This window comes from Nostoc sp., assembly GCF_036917635.1.
Classification (GTDB): Bacteria; Cyanobacteriota; Cyanobacteriia; order Cyanobacteriales; family Nostocaceae; genus Nostoc.
Window position 1 is genome coordinate 34666 of the sequence record NZ_JBALCW010000106.1, and the last position, 19945, is coordinate 54610.

Annotated in this window: 17 protein-coding genes and 1 pseudogene; 7 read left to right on the forward strand and 11 right to left on the reverse strand. The window is 41.0% G+C overall.

What is annotated here, in order from left to right:
• The first annotated feature begins 299 nt into the window (after positions 1-299).
• Positions 300-806 carry a DUF1993 domain-containing protein gene (locus V7K32_RS26425; RefSeq protein ID WP_334997536.1) on the forward strand — a complete coding sequence of 169 codons (507 nt, stop codon included), beginning with the start codon at positions 300-302 and terminating at the stop codon, positions 804-806.
• 252 nt (positions 807-1058) lie between these two features.
• Positions 1059-1226, forward strand: a complete 168-nt coding sequence (locus tag V7K32_RS26430; RefSeq protein ID WP_334997538.1) for a hypothetical protein — start codon at positions 1059-1061, stop codon at positions 1224-1226.
• Positions 1227-1314: 88 nt separating this feature from the next.
• Here V7K32_RS26430 and V7K32_RS26435 read toward each other — a convergent pair whose 3' ends face one another.
• From V7K32_RS26435 to V7K32_RS26455, 5 genes are all read right to left on the reverse strand, one after another.
• The gene (locus tag V7K32_RS26435) at positions 1315-2016 is read right to left on the reverse strand and encodes a hypothetical protein (protein ID WP_334997540.1); all 702 of its coding nucleotides are present in this window, start codon (positions 2014-2016) and stop codon (positions 1315-1317) included.
• Between the two features lie 140 nt (positions 2017-2156).
• Complete coding sequence (locus V7K32_RS26440) at positions 2157-2927, reverse strand: hypothetical protein (protein WP_334997563.1); 771 nt, start codon at positions 2925-2927, stop codon at positions 2157-2159.
• A 142-nt stretch (positions 2928-3069) separates the two neighbouring features.
• A complete protein-coding gene (locus tag V7K32_RS26445) occupies positions 3070-4128 on the reverse strand; it encodes an SGNH/GDSL hydrolase family protein (protein ID WP_334997542.1) in 1059 nt (352 codons plus the stop codon).
• A gap of 825 nt (positions 4129-4953) precedes the next feature.
• Positions 4954-6348 carry an S-layer homology domain-containing protein gene (locus tag V7K32_RS26450; RefSeq protein WP_334997544.1) on the reverse strand — a complete coding sequence of 465 codons (1395 nt, stop codon included), beginning with the start codon at positions 6346-6348 and terminating at the stop codon, positions 4954-4956.
• An 872-nt stretch (positions 6349-7220) separates the two neighbouring features.
• The gene (locus V7K32_RS26455; protein WP_334997546.1) at positions 7221-7466 is read right to left on the reverse strand and encodes a hypothetical protein; all 246 of its coding nucleotides are present in this window, start codon (positions 7464-7466) and stop codon (positions 7221-7223) included.
• 571 nt (positions 7467-8037) lie between these two features.
• On the opposite strand from V7K32_RS26455, the gene V7K32_RS26460 reads away from it, so the two are divergent.
• Positions 8038-9243: a histidine kinase gene (locus V7K32_RS26460; protein ID WP_334997548.1), complete on the forward strand. Its 1206-nt coding sequence runs from the start codon at positions 8038-8040 to the stop codon at positions 9241-9243.
• A gap of 31 nt (positions 9244-9274) precedes the next feature.
• On the opposite strand, the gene V7K32_RS26465 is transcribed toward V7K32_RS26460, so the two are convergent.
• Together V7K32_RS26465 and V7K32_RS26470 are read right to left on the reverse strand one after the other, a co-directional pair.
• A complete protein-coding gene (locus tag V7K32_RS26465) occupies positions 9275-10300 on the reverse strand; it encodes a PleD family two-component system response regulator (RefSeq protein WP_334997550.1) in 1026 nt (341 codons plus the stop codon).
• The gene (locus tag V7K32_RS26470; protein WP_334997552.1) at positions 10288-10488 is read right to left on the reverse strand and encodes a hypothetical protein; all 201 of its coding nucleotides are present in this window, start codon (positions 10486-10488) and stop codon (positions 10288-10290) included. The genes V7K32_RS26465 and V7K32_RS26470 overlap by 13 nt, the downstream gene beginning before the upstream one ends.
• A gap of 579 nt (positions 10489-11067) precedes the next feature.
• On the opposite strand from V7K32_RS26470, the gene V7K32_RS26475 reads away from it, so the two are divergent.
• On the forward strand, positions 11068-11328 hold the full coding sequence (locus V7K32_RS26475; RefSeq protein WP_334997554.1) for a chlororespiratory reduction protein 7: 261 nt from the start codon (positions 11068-11070) through the stop codon (positions 11326-11328).
• An 85-nt stretch (positions 11329-11413) separates the two neighbouring features.
• Positions 11414-12136 carry an MGMT family protein gene (locus V7K32_RS26480; RefSeq protein ID WP_334997556.1) on the forward strand — a complete coding sequence of 241 codons (723 nt, stop codon included), beginning with the start codon at positions 11414-11416 and terminating at the stop codon, positions 12134-12136.
• Positions 12137-12202: 66 nt separating this feature from the next.
• Here the strand turns inward: V7K32_RS26480 and V7K32_RS26485 are convergent, their stop codons facing one another.
• Positions 12203-12961, reverse strand: a complete 759-nt coding sequence (locus tag V7K32_RS26485; RefSeq protein WP_334997558.1) for a hypothetical protein — start codon at positions 12959-12961, stop codon at positions 12203-12205.
• Between the two features lie 482 nt (positions 12962-13443).
• Positions 13444-13839 carry a hypothetical protein gene (locus V7K32_RS26490; protein WP_334997560.1) on the reverse strand — a complete coding sequence of 132 codons (396 nt, stop codon included), beginning with the start codon at positions 13837-13839 and terminating at the stop codon, positions 13444-13446.
• A gap of 808 nt (positions 13840-14647) precedes the next feature.
• On the opposite strand from V7K32_RS26490, the pseudogene V7K32_RS26495 reads away from it, so the two are divergent.
• Positions 14648-15067: pseudogene (locus tag V7K32_RS26495) on the forward strand (Hsp20/alpha crystallin family protein).
• A 410-nt stretch (positions 15068-15477) separates the two neighbouring features.
• Here V7K32_RS26495 and infC read toward each other — a convergent pair.
• Positions 15478-15966 carry a translation initiation factor IF-3 gene (infC, locus tag V7K32_RS26500; RefSeq protein WP_100899045.1) on the reverse strand — a complete coding sequence of 163 codons (489 nt, stop codon included), beginning with the start codon at positions 15964-15966 and terminating at the stop codon, positions 15478-15480.
• A 237-nt stretch (positions 15967-16203) separates the two neighbouring features.
• Between infC and V7K32_RS26505 the strand changes: the two genes are divergently transcribed.
• A complete protein-coding gene (locus V7K32_RS26505) occupies positions 16204-17547 on the forward strand; it encodes a DEAD/DEAH box helicase (protein WP_334997561.1) in 1344 nt (447 codons plus the stop codon).
• A 326-nt stretch (positions 17548-17873) separates the two neighbouring features.
• Here V7K32_RS26505 and dnaG read toward each other — a convergent pair whose 3' ends face one another.
• Entirely contained in the window at positions 17874-19829 is a 1956-nt protein-coding gene (dnaG, locus tag V7K32_RS26510) for a DNA primase (RefSeq protein WP_334997565.1), read from the reverse strand.
• Between the last annotated feature and the right edge of the window lie 116 nt (positions 19830-19945).

The following is a 19945-nucleotide window of genomic DNA, read 5'->3' on the forward strand; positions in this document are numbered from 1 at the left end:
TTGAGCCAAAGCGAACTTTTTTCTCAAAAAATGGGGCAGCAGTTCATAAACTTCATCATCAAGATCAAACAGAGTGAAATTAATCGCTTTTTGCAGTCCGTCGCCGATCTGCCACCAGAAGAGTATTTATTGCAGGTGACTAACTGGGAGCAAAGAGAATATTTTGAATTATTTTGAATTGAGTTTGGTTTCTAGGACTAGAGATATAGACAAATCTTTTGACACCAGATCATGGTCACTAAGCCTTATATTAGATGGAACAACTCAAAATCCTTTCAACTTTTTGTGGAGAAATCTCAATGACCATTTCAATGTACCAAGCTTCAATACCTGTATTTATTCGCACACTGAATAATCTGGTAAATATTCTCCAAAAAGGTGCTACTTATGCGGAAACTAAAAAAATAGATCCTTCTGTGTTTATAAATAGTCGTCTATCCCCAGATATGTTTCCGTTATCAAAACAAGTGCAAATTGCCTCTGACATAGTAAATAGAGGTGCCGCCCGGTTAGCAGGAATAGAACCACCTAAATTCGAGGACAATGAAACTACATTTCCTCAACTTATTGATCGCATTCAAAAAACTATCTCTCATTTAAATACTTTTAAACCTGAGCAAATTGACGGTTCAGAAGAGAGAGAAATTACCCTACACATGCGTGACAATACTCTCTCTTTTCAAGGAATGCCATTTCTCCTATATTTTGTTTTGCCAAACCTTTATTTCCATGTCACAACAGCGTATGACATTCTTAGGCACTGCGGTGTAGAACTTGGCAAAGGAGACTTTCTTGGTCAGCCTTAACCCAAGCAATATCTAACCCAATTTTTTCGAGATTTTCCAATCAAAACTTGCGTTACATATTGCTTGGGTTAGTAAAAAATAGACTTCTTGACTTCTTGGCATTGTGGGGAAAAGTTTTTTCTTCTTCAACATTTCCCTTTTCTCTTTCTCAGTAATTACACTGGCTTTAATCTCGCCGATTAATTAGTAAAATCTAATCAAGCTTTCCAAGCGGCTATCGATACAATAGGGTTAACTGAACGGGAGGAAATCATGGAGATTGTTACTAGTTGGGAACAAAAAGCTGCCCAAAGAACAAGAGAAGAGATTGCGTTGAATTTACTCCAAAGAGGAATGATTGTCCAGGAAATCGCACAAGTCACGGGTTTAACTATAGAACAAGTACAACAGTTACTAGCATTGCTGCCTCAAGAAAATTAATTTCAGTTGTACAGATGGTTAAACAAGATTTTGAGTGCAATTACCCTTACAACGAATCGCACTCAAAATCTTGTTCAAACCACAAAAGTTATTCATCCTCTTCATCCTCCTCATAATCTGCATAGTCTTTCCCGTGTTGTTCGTACCATAGGCGTTCTTCTTGAATAGCAGCTTCCCTCTGTATCCTTTTTCTTTGGGCGATTTCTGCTTCTAAAGCTTCTTGCTCTAACTTTGCCTTCTCAAACCTTTCTCGCTCCAGCCTTTCTCTTTCTTGGGTTTCTTTATCTACTTTCTCCTTCTCAATTCTGATTAATCGCTGCTCGACTCGCCAACAGTAGAAATCTAAAGCCTTGCCCGTTGCGGCTCCGGTACAGGTTCCACCGACTAAAAAGATCAGTCCAGTTTTCCAGCCTTGGATCGGGCCACCACTCCACTCCAAACTTTTTTGATTCAGCCACACCAATACAGAGAAGACAAAAATTCCAACTACTGTGTTGATAAGAGCGAAAATTCTGGGTGTTATCTCAGTTTGTCGCAGCATCAGCCACTGTCCCAGCCAAAGTATTGCACCAAAAATGACAGAGGCGATCGCGCTCATGACAATATGATCTGGATATCTGAACGGATCTAATGTCATGTTGATAATCAATGGCACAAATATCAGCGCACAGAGCAAGAAGCCAATGAATAAGCCAGCAACATTTATCAGGCTCCAGTAGCGACCGAGATAACCAAGGCGGAATTCCAATATCCACTCTTGTACTGGAAGCATTGTGACGTAGAATGCCATTGCCGCACTGACTTAAATCTTGCATTGGCTCAAGTTGTACCCGTGTGTTTAGCATATTTTATACAAGTTTCTGGGCAATCGCTTTGCGATGAAGAGAGTGAAAATTATTGAACTAATACATCCAAATGAATCCGAAACAATTAGAATCCTCTATTTTTGAAGCTGTTTCTGATACGAGTCAAAGAAAATAGCGCCCCAATTGCCCCCACTTCTTCTTTTGCTGAAGCTACTAAATAAACATCGACTACTGGCTGCTTTATATTTTCAGCCAAAGCTAGCAAAATCGCAACAGAAGCTTTGTTATCCAAAGTGTAACCAGCAATATGATCCTTTAATCGAATTGGACGCTTGCGATGTTTGCCGATTACCATTCTAGTTCCAGGTCGAATGCCAGCTGCTTCTAATTCAACCGCAGTGAGCTTCGTTTCAATCCAAGCATTTTCCCACTTAACAGTAATATCTTCCTGCTGCACTTTTTGGGGCGATTCATGGGAAACATGGCGGGAACCAAAGCTGAGAACACCGCTAATGGTTTCGTTGTCTCCCAGTAAATCTACAACACCTTCGCCATAAACCCACGGGAAAGAACCGCCGAGTTTGCTGACTTTAACACGACCTTCATCACCGAGACTCTTGACAATTGCGCCAATTTCGTATTTATGGGCGGTGATGGCGTAGACGCGTTGGCGAAGCCTCTCGTAGAGAAGCGGCTTGTCGTTAGACATCGCTCCGTCTGGACTTTTGCCCGGAATTTTCGCAATAATATTATCGGCGCGATCGCACCAAACTTCCACACCCAGCGCCGCAAATCGTTGCATCAACAACTGGTTAATCTCAGCTTCTGCACCACTAGGGGAATGGTGCATCACCAATTCTTCAATAATTTGAAATAAGCGATCGTAATCCCACATCAATACAGTTAAGTAGGTAGGCAAGATAAAACCAAACTATGTAACGAAAAGTAAAATCTCTGTATTTGGCTCGTAGTTGCGCCCTCTTGCGCTTTAGCGCAACTACGAACCAGTGATGATTATTTGCGCCCACTTACTTAGTTTAATTTTCAACTGTTGTATGAGACAATTGTGCATCAACAACCCGACCTACCGATCCAAGTGCTGACCTTTTTTGTTGACGCTTCAGCACTCCTACAGCACCAAAAGCACCAAGGGCTAAAATCCCTAAATTTATTCCCGGTTCAGGAACAGACTTAGCCTCAATCGCCGCCAGTGCAGCATCTGCTATCACCTGATGGGCAGCAGTTGTTGGGTGAAAACCGTCCCAAATCAAAAACTTATTGTCACCTGGTTTACATATATCTAATTTAGATAGACAAGATTGGGTTACATTCGTAAAACCTAATGCACTTGCTTGATTAAATAAAGAAAAAGTATCAACAGAGATGATGTTGAGATTCGGGTTTTGACTCAAAGTGCTGACAGTTTTTGCTAAACCCAAGTTAAACTCATTAGTGGATTTGCTAAGAGTTGTAGGGTTGCGATCGTTGGTTGTAGATGCTGGTAATTTTCCTAAATCTGGCAAGTTAAACACCAAAATATTTTTCGCCCCCACTCCTACCAGAGTATTTAACGCCAGCGATATATTATTGATTGGCGTGGTCGAGTCTTCAGGGTTGAGAAAAAAGAAATCATTCGCGCCTCCCCACAATGTATAAAGTGCATTTGGATCAGCAGTTTGATGATTGGCTTGCAGATTTCCAGCAAAACCAAGGACTTGTTTGAGTACTCCCGGTAAATTTAGATTAGGAACGACAGCGTTATCCAAACCAGAGCTAGCACCACCGAAAGCAAAATTTATCCCTTGGGTAGGAATTGGTGTGGGAGGAATAGTAGTGAAATTTATATCAGTCAATAAAGTAGGCTTTAACCCTAGCTGATCTCCGAGATAATCCACCCAAATTGGCCCATCGGAAAAACGTCCTTCAAAGTAAGGTGGGCTTTGAGGGTATATTTTAGCCGTAGCATTATATATATTGCCTGTATCGGAAAGACTATCGCCAAATACATAAAGCTGATCAAAACTCCCAGCCGAGGCTTTGGTCGGCAACATGAAAGAAAATAGAACAAATCCTACCGCTATAGCTTGTTTTTTCATCTTCGTTTTACCTGTGGTATTTTTAATCTGTTTAAAAGTAATCAAAGGGTCATAGTCTGACAACTTCTCTTTTGATTGGGAGCATCCCGTCAGGTGCAAAAACCTTGATAGCCCTCATCCCCTAACCCCGAATCCCATATGACGGGATTCGGGGAACTAGAATTATGTTTCCCCTCTCCCAAATGATGGGAGAGGGGCTGGGGGTGAGGGAAAAGATTGTAAGCACTCTTTGGGATGCTCCCCTTTTGATTTACTTCAAAACTCAGTACTAGGGCTATTTCGTTCGAGACATAAACCGCCCATTACTAAAGTTCCTCTCTTATAGCTAAAGTGCCTTTTAACGGACTATAATCTTTTCTCAGTCGTCTTTAGACGACTGAGTGCTATTAGACTCAGAATTCATTCTGAGGAAGGCTAGATGAGAATGAAATAGCCCTGACTCAGTATGCCTATTGAGTTAATTTACGTTGTTTTACTTAACTATGCCTCAAAAATTTATCAAACACAGATAAAAAAGCTGAAAATACTTAGATTTAAATTTTATTGATAAAAAATAGCTATATTACAAAGAAATGGCAAATTTACATGCTCAAAGGTAAGAATCGTCCACTTTTATGGTATTTAGGGACTAACCGCAACAGAATGGTGTAGGTCATCGTAGACCTGACAATTCAGGTTATCTGGAAAAATCCACGAAAACCTAACCCCTTAACCCCCTTCCCGACACTCTAAGGGTGAAAATTTAAAGTCTCTCTCCTTAAAGGAAGAGAGAAATAGAAGTGAGGTTTTTCAGATGACCTGAATTGTCAGATCGTAGACATCGCTTTAACTTCGCTTTAATTTCAAAGTCTCAGTAGCCGATACACCCTCACCCTGACTGCCGAAATACCACAAAGCTGTAGCAGCCTCAGCACGAGTTACTGGTTTTTTGGGTTGAAACAGAGTCGTATAACCAAACACCCGCCGAATATTCGATTGTTCGCTATTCTGATAATCAGCTAACACTGCCCTTAAAGCCTTGGGGTCAATTCGCGCTGCATCTTGGAAACCCCACGTTTGTTTGACTGCATCTAAGTTAGCAGAGGGTAAAGCTTGGCGAGTATCTAGAGGTAATTTCCACAGCAGCAACTGTTCCCGTGTTAAGGGTGCATCAGGACGAAACAAAACTACTGTAGAATCTCCAGACAAAGGACTGGGAATTAACCCAGCCTCGGCTAATCCCTGAATTGCTGGAAAATCGGGGTCTTTTGCCGACACATCACTAAAAACTGGTTGAGTACTTTCTGATGCCAAGCGAATTTGTTTAGCTGGATTGCTGGCATACATAGCATTGTTAGCAGCAATTAGCCAACGAGCGTATTCTCGATGTGTAACAATTTTACTGGGTTCAAACTGGTTAGTCGTGGTAGTAGAATTGCTCTTAGTTGCCTTTGGTTCTAAAGGCAAAACACCTAATGCTGCCAAGTCTTGGATGTGTTGTCGCCATTCTTGCGAAACCTTATTTAGATCGTTGAATTCCTGAGATTCAGGTGTGGCTGTAGGAGTCGTTTGGTTATTAGCCGTACTTGGTGGCTGTGCTGCCAAGTTTGCGGGTGGTATCGGGCCAACGAAGTGGGAATCTCCTGGTTGAGGAACGGCCTCAGTAGTTTCGTTACGATTTGTAGACGGGGTAGAGTGTGCCGTTGCAGTACTATTCGGTACGTAGTCAATCAGTAATTCGGTGGCTGTTTGGGGTTGATTCGGTGTGGCGTTAGTAACTGATTTGGGCTGAATGGAAACCTTTAACAGCAAATCATTACGACGTGCCTCAAAAGCACCTCCCGCATCATCTGTTGGCTGTTGCAAAATCTGCCAGTTATTTGTTTTAAACTGGCTACTATAAAAGCTAGCAATAAAGTTACTGGGGTCAGAACTCAACCAACGAGTTGAGATTCTATTTTCTGAGCCGCTAGCAGGTGTCACTTCCTGTAGTTTGGCATTAGCATATAGTGGAATATCTTTAGGAAAATCAGCAGGTAACTGAACTGTTGATTGGTTTTGCTGTGCTTGCGGTTGATTACCCTGAGATTCTCCAAAGACAACTGGATTGCTTTGCAGTTTCGGATCTGCCGCCAAAGATTCCTCAAGGTTTTTGGCGACTGGACTGTTAGCACAGGCTGTTAACGAAGTCAGTAGAACAGCCCAAATTAGAAATACAGCTGGACGTTTACAGGGAAGCACAGGAAATCACAAATTGAGTTTCAATTCCTACCCTAGCGCAGACTGTTCATTAAATGGGAATAGGGAATGGGGAATGGGGAATGGAATATTGAAACAAACTCATTTCCTCTGCCTCTGTGCCTCTCTACCTCTTAATATCTATCACCAAAAGATACTACCAACTCACTACGTCCTCTTGCTAAATGTCTCTATTGGTGAAGATGATATCTATAAAAATGAGTAAACGGTAGCAAAAGCTACCGTATTGTCTTTGTTTTACAGCCATTAGGTTTTCATAATTCCCATGCTTATTTATAGAGTTCCCTAGAATTTTGACAAACTAACATTTTTGGAAAAAAACATAAATAAACCTAAAATAGCTGCTAGATAATAGTTTTGTGATTTAAATGCTCTAAGTTCACAGGGATTATTACAGGTTAAAGGAGTTCGTAGTAAGCACAAAGCGTGCTTAAAAATCCAGGACTAAAGTTATGACTACGAACTTGTTCACCTCTGGTCACTAATGGGACAGACCACTAGAGTGAGAATCAAATTTTTAGAGAGTTCTGTAAATATTCCGTTGACACCGATAACTGATTCTTAACTTACCAAAGAACAGTGTAGCTAGCAAAAGCTTTAATCTTCTTCCAAATAGACATCTCCAGAAATTAAATATGCGTAATCTGAAACCTTTGTAGAGACGCGAAATTTCGCGTCTCTACATTCATTTTCGGAGATGTCTAATGCACTAGTTGTAATGCGATGCCTACAGCATGCAAAGCCTACGCCAAGCAACTGAAGTGATAGACTAGTAATAAAGCCCCCTTTAGCCTCAAGGAGGGGAAGAGTCTAAAGTTGGTTAAGGCTGGCTGACACTAGATTCTGGAAATTATTCATCTGACGATGGTAAGCTGAATGAGGCAATAGGTGAAAAATGCCACTATTAAGCAATTCCAGGAACTTAGCGTAAGTTTGTGCTTTTTGGAGTCCGGGGTGATAATAGGCAAAGCAGTTTGCCTAGTATCTCGATATTGATTTTCTCGGGAAAGTGGTACTTGTGCTATGGTCAAGAGTTTGTTGGCAGTGTCGAAAGCAGTGAGTGCTTTATCTAAAAGAGCGATCGCCTCTATGTTATCCAAAGTTTTCTCTTTGGCAATCCATCCCCTGTTCTTCTGGTATAGGGTAGGGGTTATTTTAGGAAGGCTGGGCAGAGGGTGCGTTTGGCAACTTATAGAGACAGTACATATTTAGCTGTGACTGTTTTCCTAATCATTACTAGGATTGGGTAAAGCCAAAAAAGACACTTCATCGGATGCACTGGCGGTTGAGAAATTCCTCTACAAACTTGGTCTGAGCAGTTAACAACTTCCTGATAGATTAGATACAATTAGCATCTGCGTTTTTAGTGATTACTTGTTCAAAGCAAGTAATCGAATTGACATAGCGTTAAACGTTTCACCTGCTAGCTCTGGCGAAAATTTTTGCTTGAGGGTAAATTAAGACTTATATTCAAGGAAAAAGGTGTTTCTTAGAGACGAAGTTAACCAAAACCGGGCAAAAGGCTGAAAATGATATGTTTGATGTCAAAAACGCAAAAATGATAGGGGTATTAAGAATTTAAAATAGATATTAAATTCAAGAAAAAACAACGACCATCGACAACCGTCAGTCTATATTTACCTTCTGGAAAGCGTCGCCGGGTTGTTACCAGTGCTGAAACACGATTACATGCAAGTTTCCCAGGATCAGCCTATTTATTCTGAGGCTCCACTCCAGCTGCTACTATTTGTCGATGGACGCCCAAAGTCTCGACAACAGGTGCAGCGAATCCGTGCTTACTTAAAAGAATTGCAGGCTGAGTATAGTTTTGAAGTTGAAACTATCGATGTTGGTCAACAACCTTACTTAGCAGAACACTTTAAATTGATAGCAACGCCAGCTTTAATTAAAATCCATCCAGAACCACGACAGGTTTTGGCTGGGAGTAATATCATAGCGCAATTAAAAAACTGGTGGCCTCGCTGGCAAGCAGCTGTAGACGCTTACTTAAAACTACAAGAAGACTTACAAGAACGTATAGACGACAATGCTAAGGCGACATCACCCAAATCCACTATCCGTTCGGTTGCGGTTTCTGCGGAAGTAATCCGACTCTCAGACGAAATTTTTCGCTTAAAACAGGAAAAAGATAATCTCCAAGAGCAGCTACAGTTTAAAGACCGGGTGATTGCTATGCTGGCGCACGATCTTCGCAATCCGCTAACTGCTGCGGCGATCGCCATCGAAACTCTCCAGTCTAACTACAATTTAGAGACAGGTCAATTCCAGCGCCTCAAGCCATCCTTGACGGCGCATTTATTAAAACAAGCCCGCAATCAAACTAAGATCATTGACCGGATGATTGCTGACCTTTTAGAGGTAGGTCGTGGTAAAGATACAGAGTTTAGGATTGTACCACAAAAGTTACAGCTAGGGAAACTATGTTTAGATGTATTAGAAGAATTGTGCGATCGCTACACCGCCAAATCCCAAGGGGTAGAAATAGATATTCCTAGTGACTTGCCTTATGTATATGCTGACCCAGAACGCATCCGGCAAGTGCTAGTGAATCTGTTGGATAATGCCATCAAATACACTCCAGCAGGTGGTAAGATTAGCGTTGCCGGATTGCACCGCACTACCCAAAAAGTTCAGTTTAGTATTGGCGATACTGGGCCTGGTATTCCTGTAGAGAATCGCGATCGCATCTTTGAAAATCACTTCCGGCTACAACGGGATGAAGGTACAGAAGGTTACGGGATTGGTCTTTGTTTATGCCAACGCATCATCCTGACACATTATGGTCAAATTTGGGTAGACTCTGCCCCCAATAACGGAGCATGGTTCCACTTCACACTACCAGTTTATCCTTTTTAGAGATTGGTCATTCACAAATGACAAATGACAACTAAGAACTTGAGACAAAGCGATCGCGCCCCCCGGTCTTTGCTCGGTAGAGTGCTTTATCTGCCTGCACAATCAAATCTGAAGGTGAGGATTCCCAAGTAGGCACAACAGTAGCCACGCCCATACTTAGGGTGACATACTGACTCACAGCAGACCCATCGTGAACAATTCGCAAATCTTTGATTCCTGCTTGTATGGCTGCGGCAATGTGAACTGCGCCAGATACAGGGGTATATGGCATAATCACAGCAAATTCTTCGCCACCATAACGCGCTACTAAATCCTGATGTTTTTGCGCCTTGAGGCTTAATAAAGCACCTACCTTTTGTAAACATACATCGCCAGCAGGATGACCATATTTATCGTTATAAAATTTAAAATAGTCGATATCACACAAAATCATTGACAGGGGACACTCCTCTTGTGCCAGATTAATCCACTGAGTATTGAGATAATCGTCAAAACGGCGACGATTTGCCAACTCAGTTAAGCCATCTACATTGGCGAGGTGGTGCAAAGCTTGGTTTGCCGCCTCTAACTGTTTGTATACTTGGGCTTGCTGTAGCAGGCGACGCAATCGCTGGCGCAATACAGGCCAGTGAATTGGTTTAGTGACGTAATCAGTCGCCCCTGCTTCAAAAGCACGATCTACGGATTCTTCATCATCCAAGCATGTGATCATCAATATGGGAGTGCGCTCCCATATCTTGGAAATCACCGTATTATTGTGTGCTGAAGAAGTATCAAATGTTGCAAGGGCTGAGATTAAATTATTCCTGGCAATCTCGAGCAAGTGCTTACAGCAGGTAAAACCATCCATTATAGGCATTACAGCATCTAGCAAAACTATATCCGGTTTAATAGTCTCGTAAGCATCTAAACATTGCTTACCATCATTGGCCTCAACCACTCGATAACCTTCTTGTTCCATAGCTTTACGTAACAATACCCGGATGGCCTTGTCATCATCAGCTACTAGAATCAGTGGTGGTTGCTTAGAAACAGAAAATGGAGTTATGCCTGACATGAGTTGCTTTCCACTTGCAGAACTATCCTGAATAAGGCTGTGCAACTCAATCGCATGGGGGCGATCGCTCTTTTAATCAATGCCAAGATTGGCGGCAAAGGTGTATCTGGCTTCACAATCAACTGTTTTTTGACAATAGACTGCTTAATGTTACTGAGCCAAGCAAGCGGTAGATAACTAAGTTGCATAGACAATCTATAATTGGAACACGAAGGCAATTCTTACCTTTTTGTTCGCCTATGGTTACGAGAGGAAATGTTACTTTTATATTTCCCCATTCTTAAAACCAAATTGCGATTTTTTTAAAATTTGCAAATGCACACCCTAATTATTTAGTTCTCTAGTTAGTTTAGAGACCTAACGATACAGCGCAAAGCAATTATCAAAGTCCGTTCAGAATATAGTTAAGACTCAATATTAATATCACTTGACTCAAATTTATTTAGTCTATTCGACAAGGGCTACGGATGTCTAGTCTAATTAGTATATAATCTAAATTTACCTTGGCACAAAGCTTTATCATATAGTAATGGGTTAATAAAATAATTAAAAATTATTATTTAATGGTGAGATATGTAAGGTAAATTAAAGTTTATTTTTATTATAAAAAACCACTGATTTAATAGCAAATATTCTATAATTTAAAATATGGTAAGTTAATAGTTACTGAAAATGAGAACTCTGATAATTCTCTTAAAATTATATATAACTACCATTTTCCTTTCATCCACAAATCAAAACCTATTTACATTCACTTAATCTTTAAAATGCCAGACTCATTAATGTATCAGCAAGAGCACTTTGTTGTTCTAGAAACAAATCAACCAGAACAATTTATGACACAATCAGAGTTATTAGAAAAGCTCAAGACAACTCTCCAAAAACTCATAATTCAAGATTTGCCGCCTGATTTACAAAACTTTGATACTGCGGAAGCTCAAGCACAATATTTACTTGACACCAGCTGCGAATTAGATATTGCCCCTGGGCAATATTTACAGTGGTATGCAGTTCGTTTAGAAAAGTAACTTTTTGATTAATTGATCGCGCCGCCGCATGAATATGGCTCTCTTAATAACGCATCTTTTCACCAAGTTAAAACCAGGTTCTGCGATGGTAGAGCTTAAAACATTAAACTTAAAAGTCGGTTCTGGTATACAAGGAGATATTAATGCCGATCCTATAAGTCCAAGGCAAGTTTTAATTGTTAGGTATGAAGATATTTTAAACTTCTCAATTAAACCAGGAGAATTGCGAGAAAATATTGTGGTTACAGGTATAGAATTTAATAATTTTATCCCTGGTTCTCTGCTAACCTTTGAAAGTGGTGTGGCAATTCGTCTAACTTTTCACTGCGAACCATGTAAGCGAATAGCCCACTTGGTAGAATCATTAAAGAGCATCCAAGGTAAAAGAGGAATTTTAGGCGTAGTTATTAAATCAGGTAAAATCCAGGTTGGTAGTAGTTTTCAGGTTCAAGCTAATAAATTTCCAGCATTATCTGAAAATCCATATCAACGATTCCTAAATTTTATCATCAAAATCCCAAGTGGGAAAGTAGTTACATATAAACAGATAATCAAAGGGATGGGAGTAGATAATAGCTATCTAAGAGCTATTCCTATATACCTAAAAAAAACCTCGGTTGCAGATTATCCACTACATAGAATATTAGACTCTAAAGGTCATTTGATAAATTATGTAACCCAGCAAAAAAATAAGTTGATAAAAGAAGGAGTTATTTTATCAGAAGCAAATTTATTAACCAATTCAAACACAAGTTTTGTAGATATTAAAGATTATCTATGGGAAGATGACACTATATATTTAGAATAGAGATTACTTTAATTTTCATAATATTTGCAATATGTGGTATAAAAATACTTTGTTGAATGAAGATAATTACTGATTTTTGATTTGTTTAGATGTAGCTTCCATAAAATCGATAAAAACTTTTATTATCTTATGAATTCCTTCGCTACCTCCTGCAATTAAACCTCCTGTCAGTAATGCATCTAAACAACGGAAAATAACTACTTGTAGTGGATTATCTAAATCAATAACTATAAGTGGCTCGATTGAGCGAATACCTATTGCACTCATTAAAAGACCGAATAAAAGAGATGTCCACAGAGCAATTATTCGTGTATCAGATTTATATGCTGTTTTTTGCTGCTCTTTTTCATTTATATCATCAATTTGTGGTTTGAATATTTTTAATGGTTCTTGTTGGTTTTGTGTAAAATTTTGGATGATTTGCTGCTCTAAACTCATTCCTTCAGGTGGGAGTCCACTGGTTTGATTGGATTCTAAAGAAGGGAATTGGTTCTGTTGTACTTCCATAAGTCTTATCTTTTCCGACAATAAAGCCTTTTTTTGCTGAATACTAATATCTAATTGTTCCACAAATGGGCCGCGCCAAGTAGTTATAAAAACTTCTAAAGAACGCTCTAGCAACAAAGAAATAAATAATTGTAAGGTGAGTAGCTGAATAATATCATTAAGTCCAAATGGTTTTAAAACGAATGGTTTAGATGACAACCAAGTTGACAAAGTTACTACTAGAAAACTAATAACAATTAATACAATAAATAGAGGAGATTCTGGAGAAAGCTTTAGCAACGTATCTATACTCCTGTTTTGCGTCACAATATCTAACACAGCTTGGAGGTGAAAACTGCACCTGCTGAGTCATTTAACAACGTTAATTTGATAGAACAGTAAATAATTTATTACCCGACCATTTTTTCAACTGTGTGGTATGCGACTGTAGAAGCGATGTCTTCTCTGCGAGACGCTACGCCAACAACGGGCTACGCCTACGCACCTTGGAAAAAATAAAAAATATTGCTATATAAATTCCAGAAGTAAAAGCTAGGCGTTCAAATGGACTGCGCGGGGCGAGGGGCGATCGCATCAAATATGAAAAGGCGCTTTGCAAAAAGGGGGCGACGCTAAAGCAAGCGTAGCACCAACTAAAAACCCCTCCAAGGTTGAAGGGGTTAAAGTAATTTTTGGTAATGGGATGGTGCTGACGGGTAAGACAGCAGCTTTTCCTCCATTGTGAAGCATTTTCTTATCAAAGCAACGAGATGATAGTAAAGCATTTTATAAATCCCTTACGAACCTCTGGAACGCTATATTTAGTAAGATAAGTTACTAGTGTTGCCTAATGATGTCATCTGCGACTCGACGGCATTTAGGTAATCTGTATCATTTAAAGCTTCTGCTGGTAACTTTTTAGCGTTGACAGCAGCCTTAACCACATCTAGTGCAGTCAGGCTTCCTGTTTGGTATTGAGAAACCAAAGCACTACCACTAGGGATACCCTGTGCTTTCAGGTTACCTTGATAAGCTAGGAATGCAGCATCAAAGGGTTTGAGGTAGCTGACGTTCATAAAATGAGCGAGTAAATTGTCAGAGTTGATAGCTATAGGTTCGCCACTATTATTAGTAGCTATTTGAGCGCCACCGATTCCAGGTAATAAAGCAATTGAACCAACAATGAGTATAGAATCAATCAAGGTAGAAAATTTCATAGGGTTATCCTTAGTTAGAGTAAAGTGCAATTAGTGTTATTGAGTAATAGAGTCTTATTTTTTATCAGTTTCAACTTCCTGCACTCAGGTCACCTGAGCAGTTGGGTTATTCCTCACCCGAATGGGTGAGCTAATTGAGCGCAAGAACTGAAAAAATAAATCGACAGCAAAGTTTAGGACAAACTTGAACAGATATATATTTAACTGGGGCAATCTAAAAATTTATGCAGCGCTGTTACTCAGTTTTAGGGGTAGCCCCAATAGGGTTCGGATAAGCAGGGTAGGCAGGGGGTAGCTCAACCCAGGCATCACATTTCTGTACTAAGGTGTTCCACATTTAACTTGCATAATTAGGGCGGGCTTTTCGGTCTACCCTACAAGAGTTATATTAATTTTGAATATGCAAATTAGATGTGGTTTATGATATCCTTCAATAGCAGATTTATTGGTTAACAATGATTGAATCTATTTGTATATTCGGATTTACCGAACATACAAATTAGGGTAAACCGTAAATTTTTTCTGTCTAATTTAGGACGGTAATCATCAATCGGTTGGTGTTAATAACCGAATTTACAGCAGGTTTAACTCTAAATAATATAAGTAAGCACCAATTGAAGTGCAAAGCTGATTAAACAAAAGCTAATTGATCCGAGGAAGAGTTATTATGACACTAGTACAACGCGGCGGAAATAAACCTACCATTCCAAACAGCCAGAAAGCCCAAAATTAAAGCTTTTTGACTTTTGACTTTTGAATGCGTGATTTCCGCCTTGCGGTACTAGTTCGTTGGAACCCTTAAAGAGAAATTGACACTCTACAACGTCAACTCAATAATTTATTTGAAGAAACCAAAGTACCATCTGTATTCTTGGACAAAAGCTTGAGCAAAGTTCCTGCTGCTGAAATACAAGAAACTGAAAATGCTATTCATCTAAAGCTATAACTACCAGGAATAGAAGCTAAAGACCTGGATGTGCAAGTCACAGAAAACGCAGTTTACGTGAGCGGTGAGCGGAAGTTTTAAACTAAAACTTAAGAAAAAGGCGTTACCAAAAGTGAGTTTCATTAGGGGAAATTTCAACGCGTAATTCCTCTATCTGCTCGGATTCAAAATACTAACGTTACGGCAGATTATAAAGACGGCATCTTGAATCTGACACTGCCTAAAACTGAGCAAGAAAAGAACAAAGTTGTCAAAGTTAATTTAGAACAACCTGCTAACTAATAGGTTGCCATCAAACGGCTCTACCTTCCTTGATTGATTTCAAAATCTCTGACGCCACGTGCTTGGCTGTCGGGCTTTGCCGCAAAGGCGCAGTGGCTCCTCCTTAAAGGAAGAGAGAAATAGAAGTGAGGTTTTCCAGATTACCTGAATTGTCAGTTATTTTGCAAATCCATGCGGTTTATACATAAAACAAAACCCTGTACAAAGTTTTACCTTATTGTACAGGGTTGTCTACTATTCTATATGCTTAGGACAAGCCCATCTCCAATATTGGACAGCGAAAAATCCCCTTGCTATCTTCAGTGGGGAGAATGTCAATGTTTTTTCCATAGAAGCTACAGTGTTACCTCCAGCTTTTGTCGTTCCTTACAAGCTGTTACAAATATATCCTCTAGCGATCGCAAGATTAACTAGGCAGGAATCACTTGAACAACTAGTGCGCGTTTATCCAGCGACTGGATTTTACCTACTTGACTAAGATCATTTGCAATTCGATCTAGCAGTTCTCCCGCTTTGTCACGATATTGATGTTCTCGACCTCGTAAACGGATGGCAAACTTGACTGAATCGCCTTTACTCAACCATTCACCTGCTTGTTGGATGCGTAAATTGTAATCAGCCACGCCCACGTTTAGACCAAATCGAACTTCCTTTACCGTGGGTCTAGCACTCTGGCTCTGACGTTTTTTCTTTTGATATTGAAGCTTGCCATAGTTGAGAATCTTGGCGATTGGAGCCTCTTTACCTTGGGAGACTACAACTAAGTCAAGCTCTAAGCTCTCGGCTAGCTGTAGCGCCTCATTGGTGTCGATCAGACCACGATTGTTATTCTCATGGTCAATCAAGAAGACACTAGGTGACTTGATTTGTGAATTAATCAGTTGCTTTTGGATTGCGATAACGAATTTCTCCTAATTGTTCAACATTTTACATTCCAAGTAATGCTAATTTAACACAACGCAGAATTAGAGCAACTTTAACGACATAATGGACTGCAATCTGTTAGAATGTGGAACTGCGGCACTCGCTCTTCAGTCTTTGCGCTACTGCCCATCAGCTTTTCAACGCTTTTTCACTCCGTCCGCCTAAGACTGACGCCGCCATTGGCGACAGGCCGATGTTATTTTTGGAGTTTTATGTCTTTTTCTAATCTCGGCTTGTCCAATGAAATTATCCGTGCGGTTACCGAACGCGGGTATACTGAACCCACGCCAATTCAGAAACAGGCGATTCCAGCCGTCTTGTCAGGTAGCGATTTGCTAGCTGGCGCACAAACTGGTACTGGAAAGACCGCTAGTTTTACCCTACCGCTTCTGCATCGGTTGTCGTCTGATAAGAGCATCAAAGGTACATATAAGGGATACCCGCCGATCCGGGCGCTGATTCTCACCCCGACTCGTGAACTCGCTGCACAGGTAGAAGAAAGCGTGCGCGAGTACGGCAAGTACTTGCAGCTAAACTCAATGGTGATGTTCGGCGGAGTCGGTATTAATCTGCAAAAACAGCGTTTGAAGAACCGAGTCGATATTCTAGTCGCTACTCCAGGGCGACTGTTAGACCATGTACAGCAGGGGACGCTGAACCTATCGCATATTGAGGTTTTGGTGCTAGATGAAGCAGATCGAATGCTGGACATGGGCTTTATTCATGATATCCGCCGCATTCTCTCACTATTGCCCAAACAGCGACAAAATTTGCTATTCTTCGCTACTTTCTCCGACAAAATTAAGGCACTCGCCGCCGGTCTCCTTAATAACCCGACGATGATTGAGGTAGCACGCCGCAACGTTACCGCCGAGACGATCGCCCAGAAAGTTTATCAGGTAGACCGTGACAAGAAACGCCAATTACTTGCTCACCTGATTCGGCGAGATAATTGGTATCAAGTGCTAGTGTTTACGCGTACTAAGTATGGCGCTGACCGTTTGGTTAAGCAGTTGGGCGAAGACCGCATCCAAGCACTGGCAATCCACGGGAATAAGAGCCAACCGGTGCGTACTAATGCTCTGGCAAAGTTCAAAAATGGCAGCTTACAGGTATTGGTGGCGACAGATATTGCTGCTAGGGGTCTTGATATCAGCGAACTGCCCCATGTAGTCAACTTCGATCTACCCAATGTACCAGAGGATTATGTTCATCGCATTGGGCGTACTGGCCGCGCTGGCGCGTCAGGTGAAGCCGTATCGCTGGTATCTGTCGATGAATACCCTCTATTGAAAGATATCGAAAAACTGATTGAGCAGCGCTTGCCAAGGGAAGTGGTGGCTGGTTTTGCGCCTAACCCCGATACCAATTCCGAAGCGATCGCAAATGAACGGCAACACAGGCCCAAACCCGGAGGTGACAAGCGTCCGGCTCGTAGTGCTAAACCGTTACCACAGACATCAGCTAAACGTAAGGCAGCACCACCCGCGACCAATGGCGATAAGCCTAGTGCGCGTTCATCTGCATCGCGCCGTTCTGCTAAACGCGATCGCTAATCTTCGTTAGCTATTCAATAAATTGATTTTTCACGGGTTCTGCAAAACTTCCCCTACAAGGCTACGGTGTACACACAAGTCTTTACTATCGTGCAGCCCCTGAGATACCTCACCCTGGTTAGCTACGCAAAACCTGTCCCTCTCCTTAGTAAAAAGAGAGATGTCCGATAGGACAGGGTGAGGTTTTTCTTTTAAGTAGGAGGGCGTAAATAATTAAAGCTTTGTAGTGAAGCCTGAAGCCCTCACTACAAACTAATTCCAATATTTTTTACATTAGTTAATATAGTTTGGATTATTCTCACCGATTTACTTAATCAAGAGTTAAACTACAACAACTCTGTGATGGAAAATAACCGTTGTCGGTCTATTTTTTGAAGTTTGATTTTTTCAGCGTAGAAAGCCTGATAATAAAATTGATAACGCTCTGGTTCAGCTTCTGGATCGGTTTGTTGCCATAGTTCCAAAAAGTGGCGATAGCGTTTTTCAAGCATGACTAAATCCATGCAAGCGATCGCAGCTTGAACCACTTGCGGAGTCCGAAGTATTTCTTTCTGGTTTTTTTCATCGACATGAAACAAATGGGAAATTAACCCTATCTCGCTGTCAAATTCTAAGAACTGGTCTTGCAGGCGGGAAATTAAATCTGGTGGAGACGCGAAATTTCGCGTCTCTACATCATTGGATGAAATTTCTAAAATTTGTTGCCATAAAAATCGGTGGTGGGAAAGGCTAAATTGCAAATCTCGTTCCTCTAGTTCGTCAATAATCGCTTGACGTTGTTCAGGACAATGCAAGTAAATTCGCAATAATAACGCCTCTGCATGTTCTAAAAGACTGCGTTCTGTAGGGAGTGGGGAGTGGGAAGTGGGAAGTGGGGATTTGCTAGCTCCCCATGCTTTCTTCGCTGACACAGGCTTAGAGTATGTAGCCGGAGGGGGAGCAATTTGAGTTAATAGATTTTCGACTCGTAGGGGTATAAGTCTGGTATCTCCTAAGCTGAGTATTTCTGCACAGTAGGAAACGTAATAGTTGCGTGTATCGCTATTAACTATATTTTTAAGTAATTTGACTAATTGCTGAGTTACTTGCTGAAAATCAGTAGCCTGTTTTAAGTCACGACGTTGAATAATTTGCTGAATCTGCCAGTCTAACCAAAGTGGCGCATTTTTTAGTAGTTCTGCATAATCTTCTGGGGAACGCTTGTGCAAGTATTCATCAGCATCTTTACCATCGGGTAAATTGAGAATTTTTAGCTGAACTTCGCCTTTGTATGCTAGTTCAGCAATTTCACCGATCGCTCTTTCGGCTGCATTGGTTCCGGCTTTATCAGCATCAAAGTTGAGTACTAATTGTTTCGATTCCGTGTAGCGTAATATTAACCGGACTTGTTCTAAGCTTAAAGCTGTACCGAGAGAGGCGACAGCGTTATTAATACCAACGGCGTGGAGAGCGATCGCATCAAAATATCCCTCTACCACCACCGCTTGATCGAGTTGAGAAATCCCACCTTTAGCTTGATCAAGGGCAAATAATGTTTTACCTTTACTAAAAAGTTCGGTTTCTGGTGAATTGAGATATTTAGGTTGTTCATCAGTCAGGGTTCTACCACCAAAGGCAATGACGCGCCCTTGAACATCACGAATGGGAATCATCAAGCGATCGCGGAATACATCATAATAACCGCCCCCGGAAGATCGTGGCTTAATTAATCCCGCTTTTTCTAGTATCTGCGCGGGCAAATGTTTATCTTCCACTAAATAACGGTAGAGAGTTTCCCAACCTGCGGGGGCATAACCTAAACCAAATTGCTGTATTGTTTCTTCTTTGAGTTTACGGTTAGATTGTAAATATTGGAGTGCCTGTTGCCCTTGAGATTGTCTCAGCGCGTGTTGATAAAACTGGGCAGACGTTGCCAGAACTCCATATAACTGCTCACGCAAAGATAGCTGACGCTGTAATTCTTGGCGTTGTTCGGGTAAGAGGGTTTGCACAGGTACTTGGTAACGCCGTGCTAAATCCAGCACCACATCAGCAAAAGAACGCTTCCCCAATTCCATGACAAACTTAATGGCATTTCCCGCAGCTTGACAGCCGAAGCAATAGTACATTTGCTTGGTCTGGCTGACGGTGAAACTGGGAGATTTTTCATCGTGGAAGGGACACAAACCGACGAAATCTTTCCCCCGTTTGCGTAAAACTACGTATTCTGATACGACATCTACAATATCAGCCCGTAGTTTAACTTCCTCAATTGTGTCTGGGTGCAAGCGGGGGATTTGCATATACTTAGTCATTAGTCATTAGTCATTGGTCATTGGTCATTGGTCATTGGTCATTGGTCATTGGTCATTGGTCATTGGTCATTGGTCATTGGTCATTGGTCATTGGTCATTGGTCA

Coding starts and splice junctions, on each gene's coding strand:
- V7K32_RS26430 (WP_334997538.1), top strand. CDS start 1,059: ATGGAGATTGTTACTAGTTGGGAACAAAAAGCTGCCCAAAGAACAAGA.
- dnaG (WP_334997565.1), bottom strand. CDS start 19,829: ATGCAAATCCCCCGCTTGCACCCAGACACAATTGAGGAAGTTAAACTA.
- V7K32_RS26465 (WP_334997550.1), bottom strand. CDS start 10,300: ATGTCAGGCATAACTCCATTTTCTGTTTCTAAGCAACCACCACTGATT.
- V7K32_RS26490 (WP_334997560.1), bottom strand. CDS start 13,839: ATGAAATTTTCTACCTTGATTGATTCTATACTCATTGTTGGTTCAATT.
- V7K32_RS26505 (WP_334997561.1), top strand. CDS start 16,204: ATGTCTTTTTCTAATCTCGGCTTGTCCAATGAAATTATCCGTGCGGTT.
- V7K32_RS26445 (WP_334997542.1), bottom strand. CDS start 4,128: ATGAAAAAACAAGCTATAGCGGTAGGATTTGTTCTATTTTCTTTCATG.
- V7K32_RS26475 (WP_334997554.1), top strand. CDS start 11,068: ATGCCAGACTCATTAATGTATCAGCAAGAGCACTTTGTTGTTCTAGAA.
- V7K32_RS26435 (WP_334997540.1), bottom strand. CDS start 2,016: ATGGCATTCTACGTCACAATGCTTCCAGTACAAGAGTGGATATTGGAA.
- V7K32_RS26470 (WP_334997552.1), bottom strand. CDS start 10,488: ATGCAACTTAGTTATCTACCGCTTGCTTGGCTCAGTAACATTAAGCAG.
- V7K32_RS26480 (WP_334997556.1), top strand. CDS start 11,414: ATGGTAGAGCTTAAAACATTAAACTTAAAAGTCGGTTCTGGTATACAA.
- V7K32_RS26425 (WP_334997536.1), top strand. CDS start 300: ATGACCATTTCAATGTACCAAGCTTCAATACCTGTATTTATTCGCACA.
- V7K32_RS26440 (WP_334997563.1), bottom strand. CDS start 2,927: ATGTGGGATTACGATCGCTTATTTCAAATTATTGAAGAATTGGTGATG.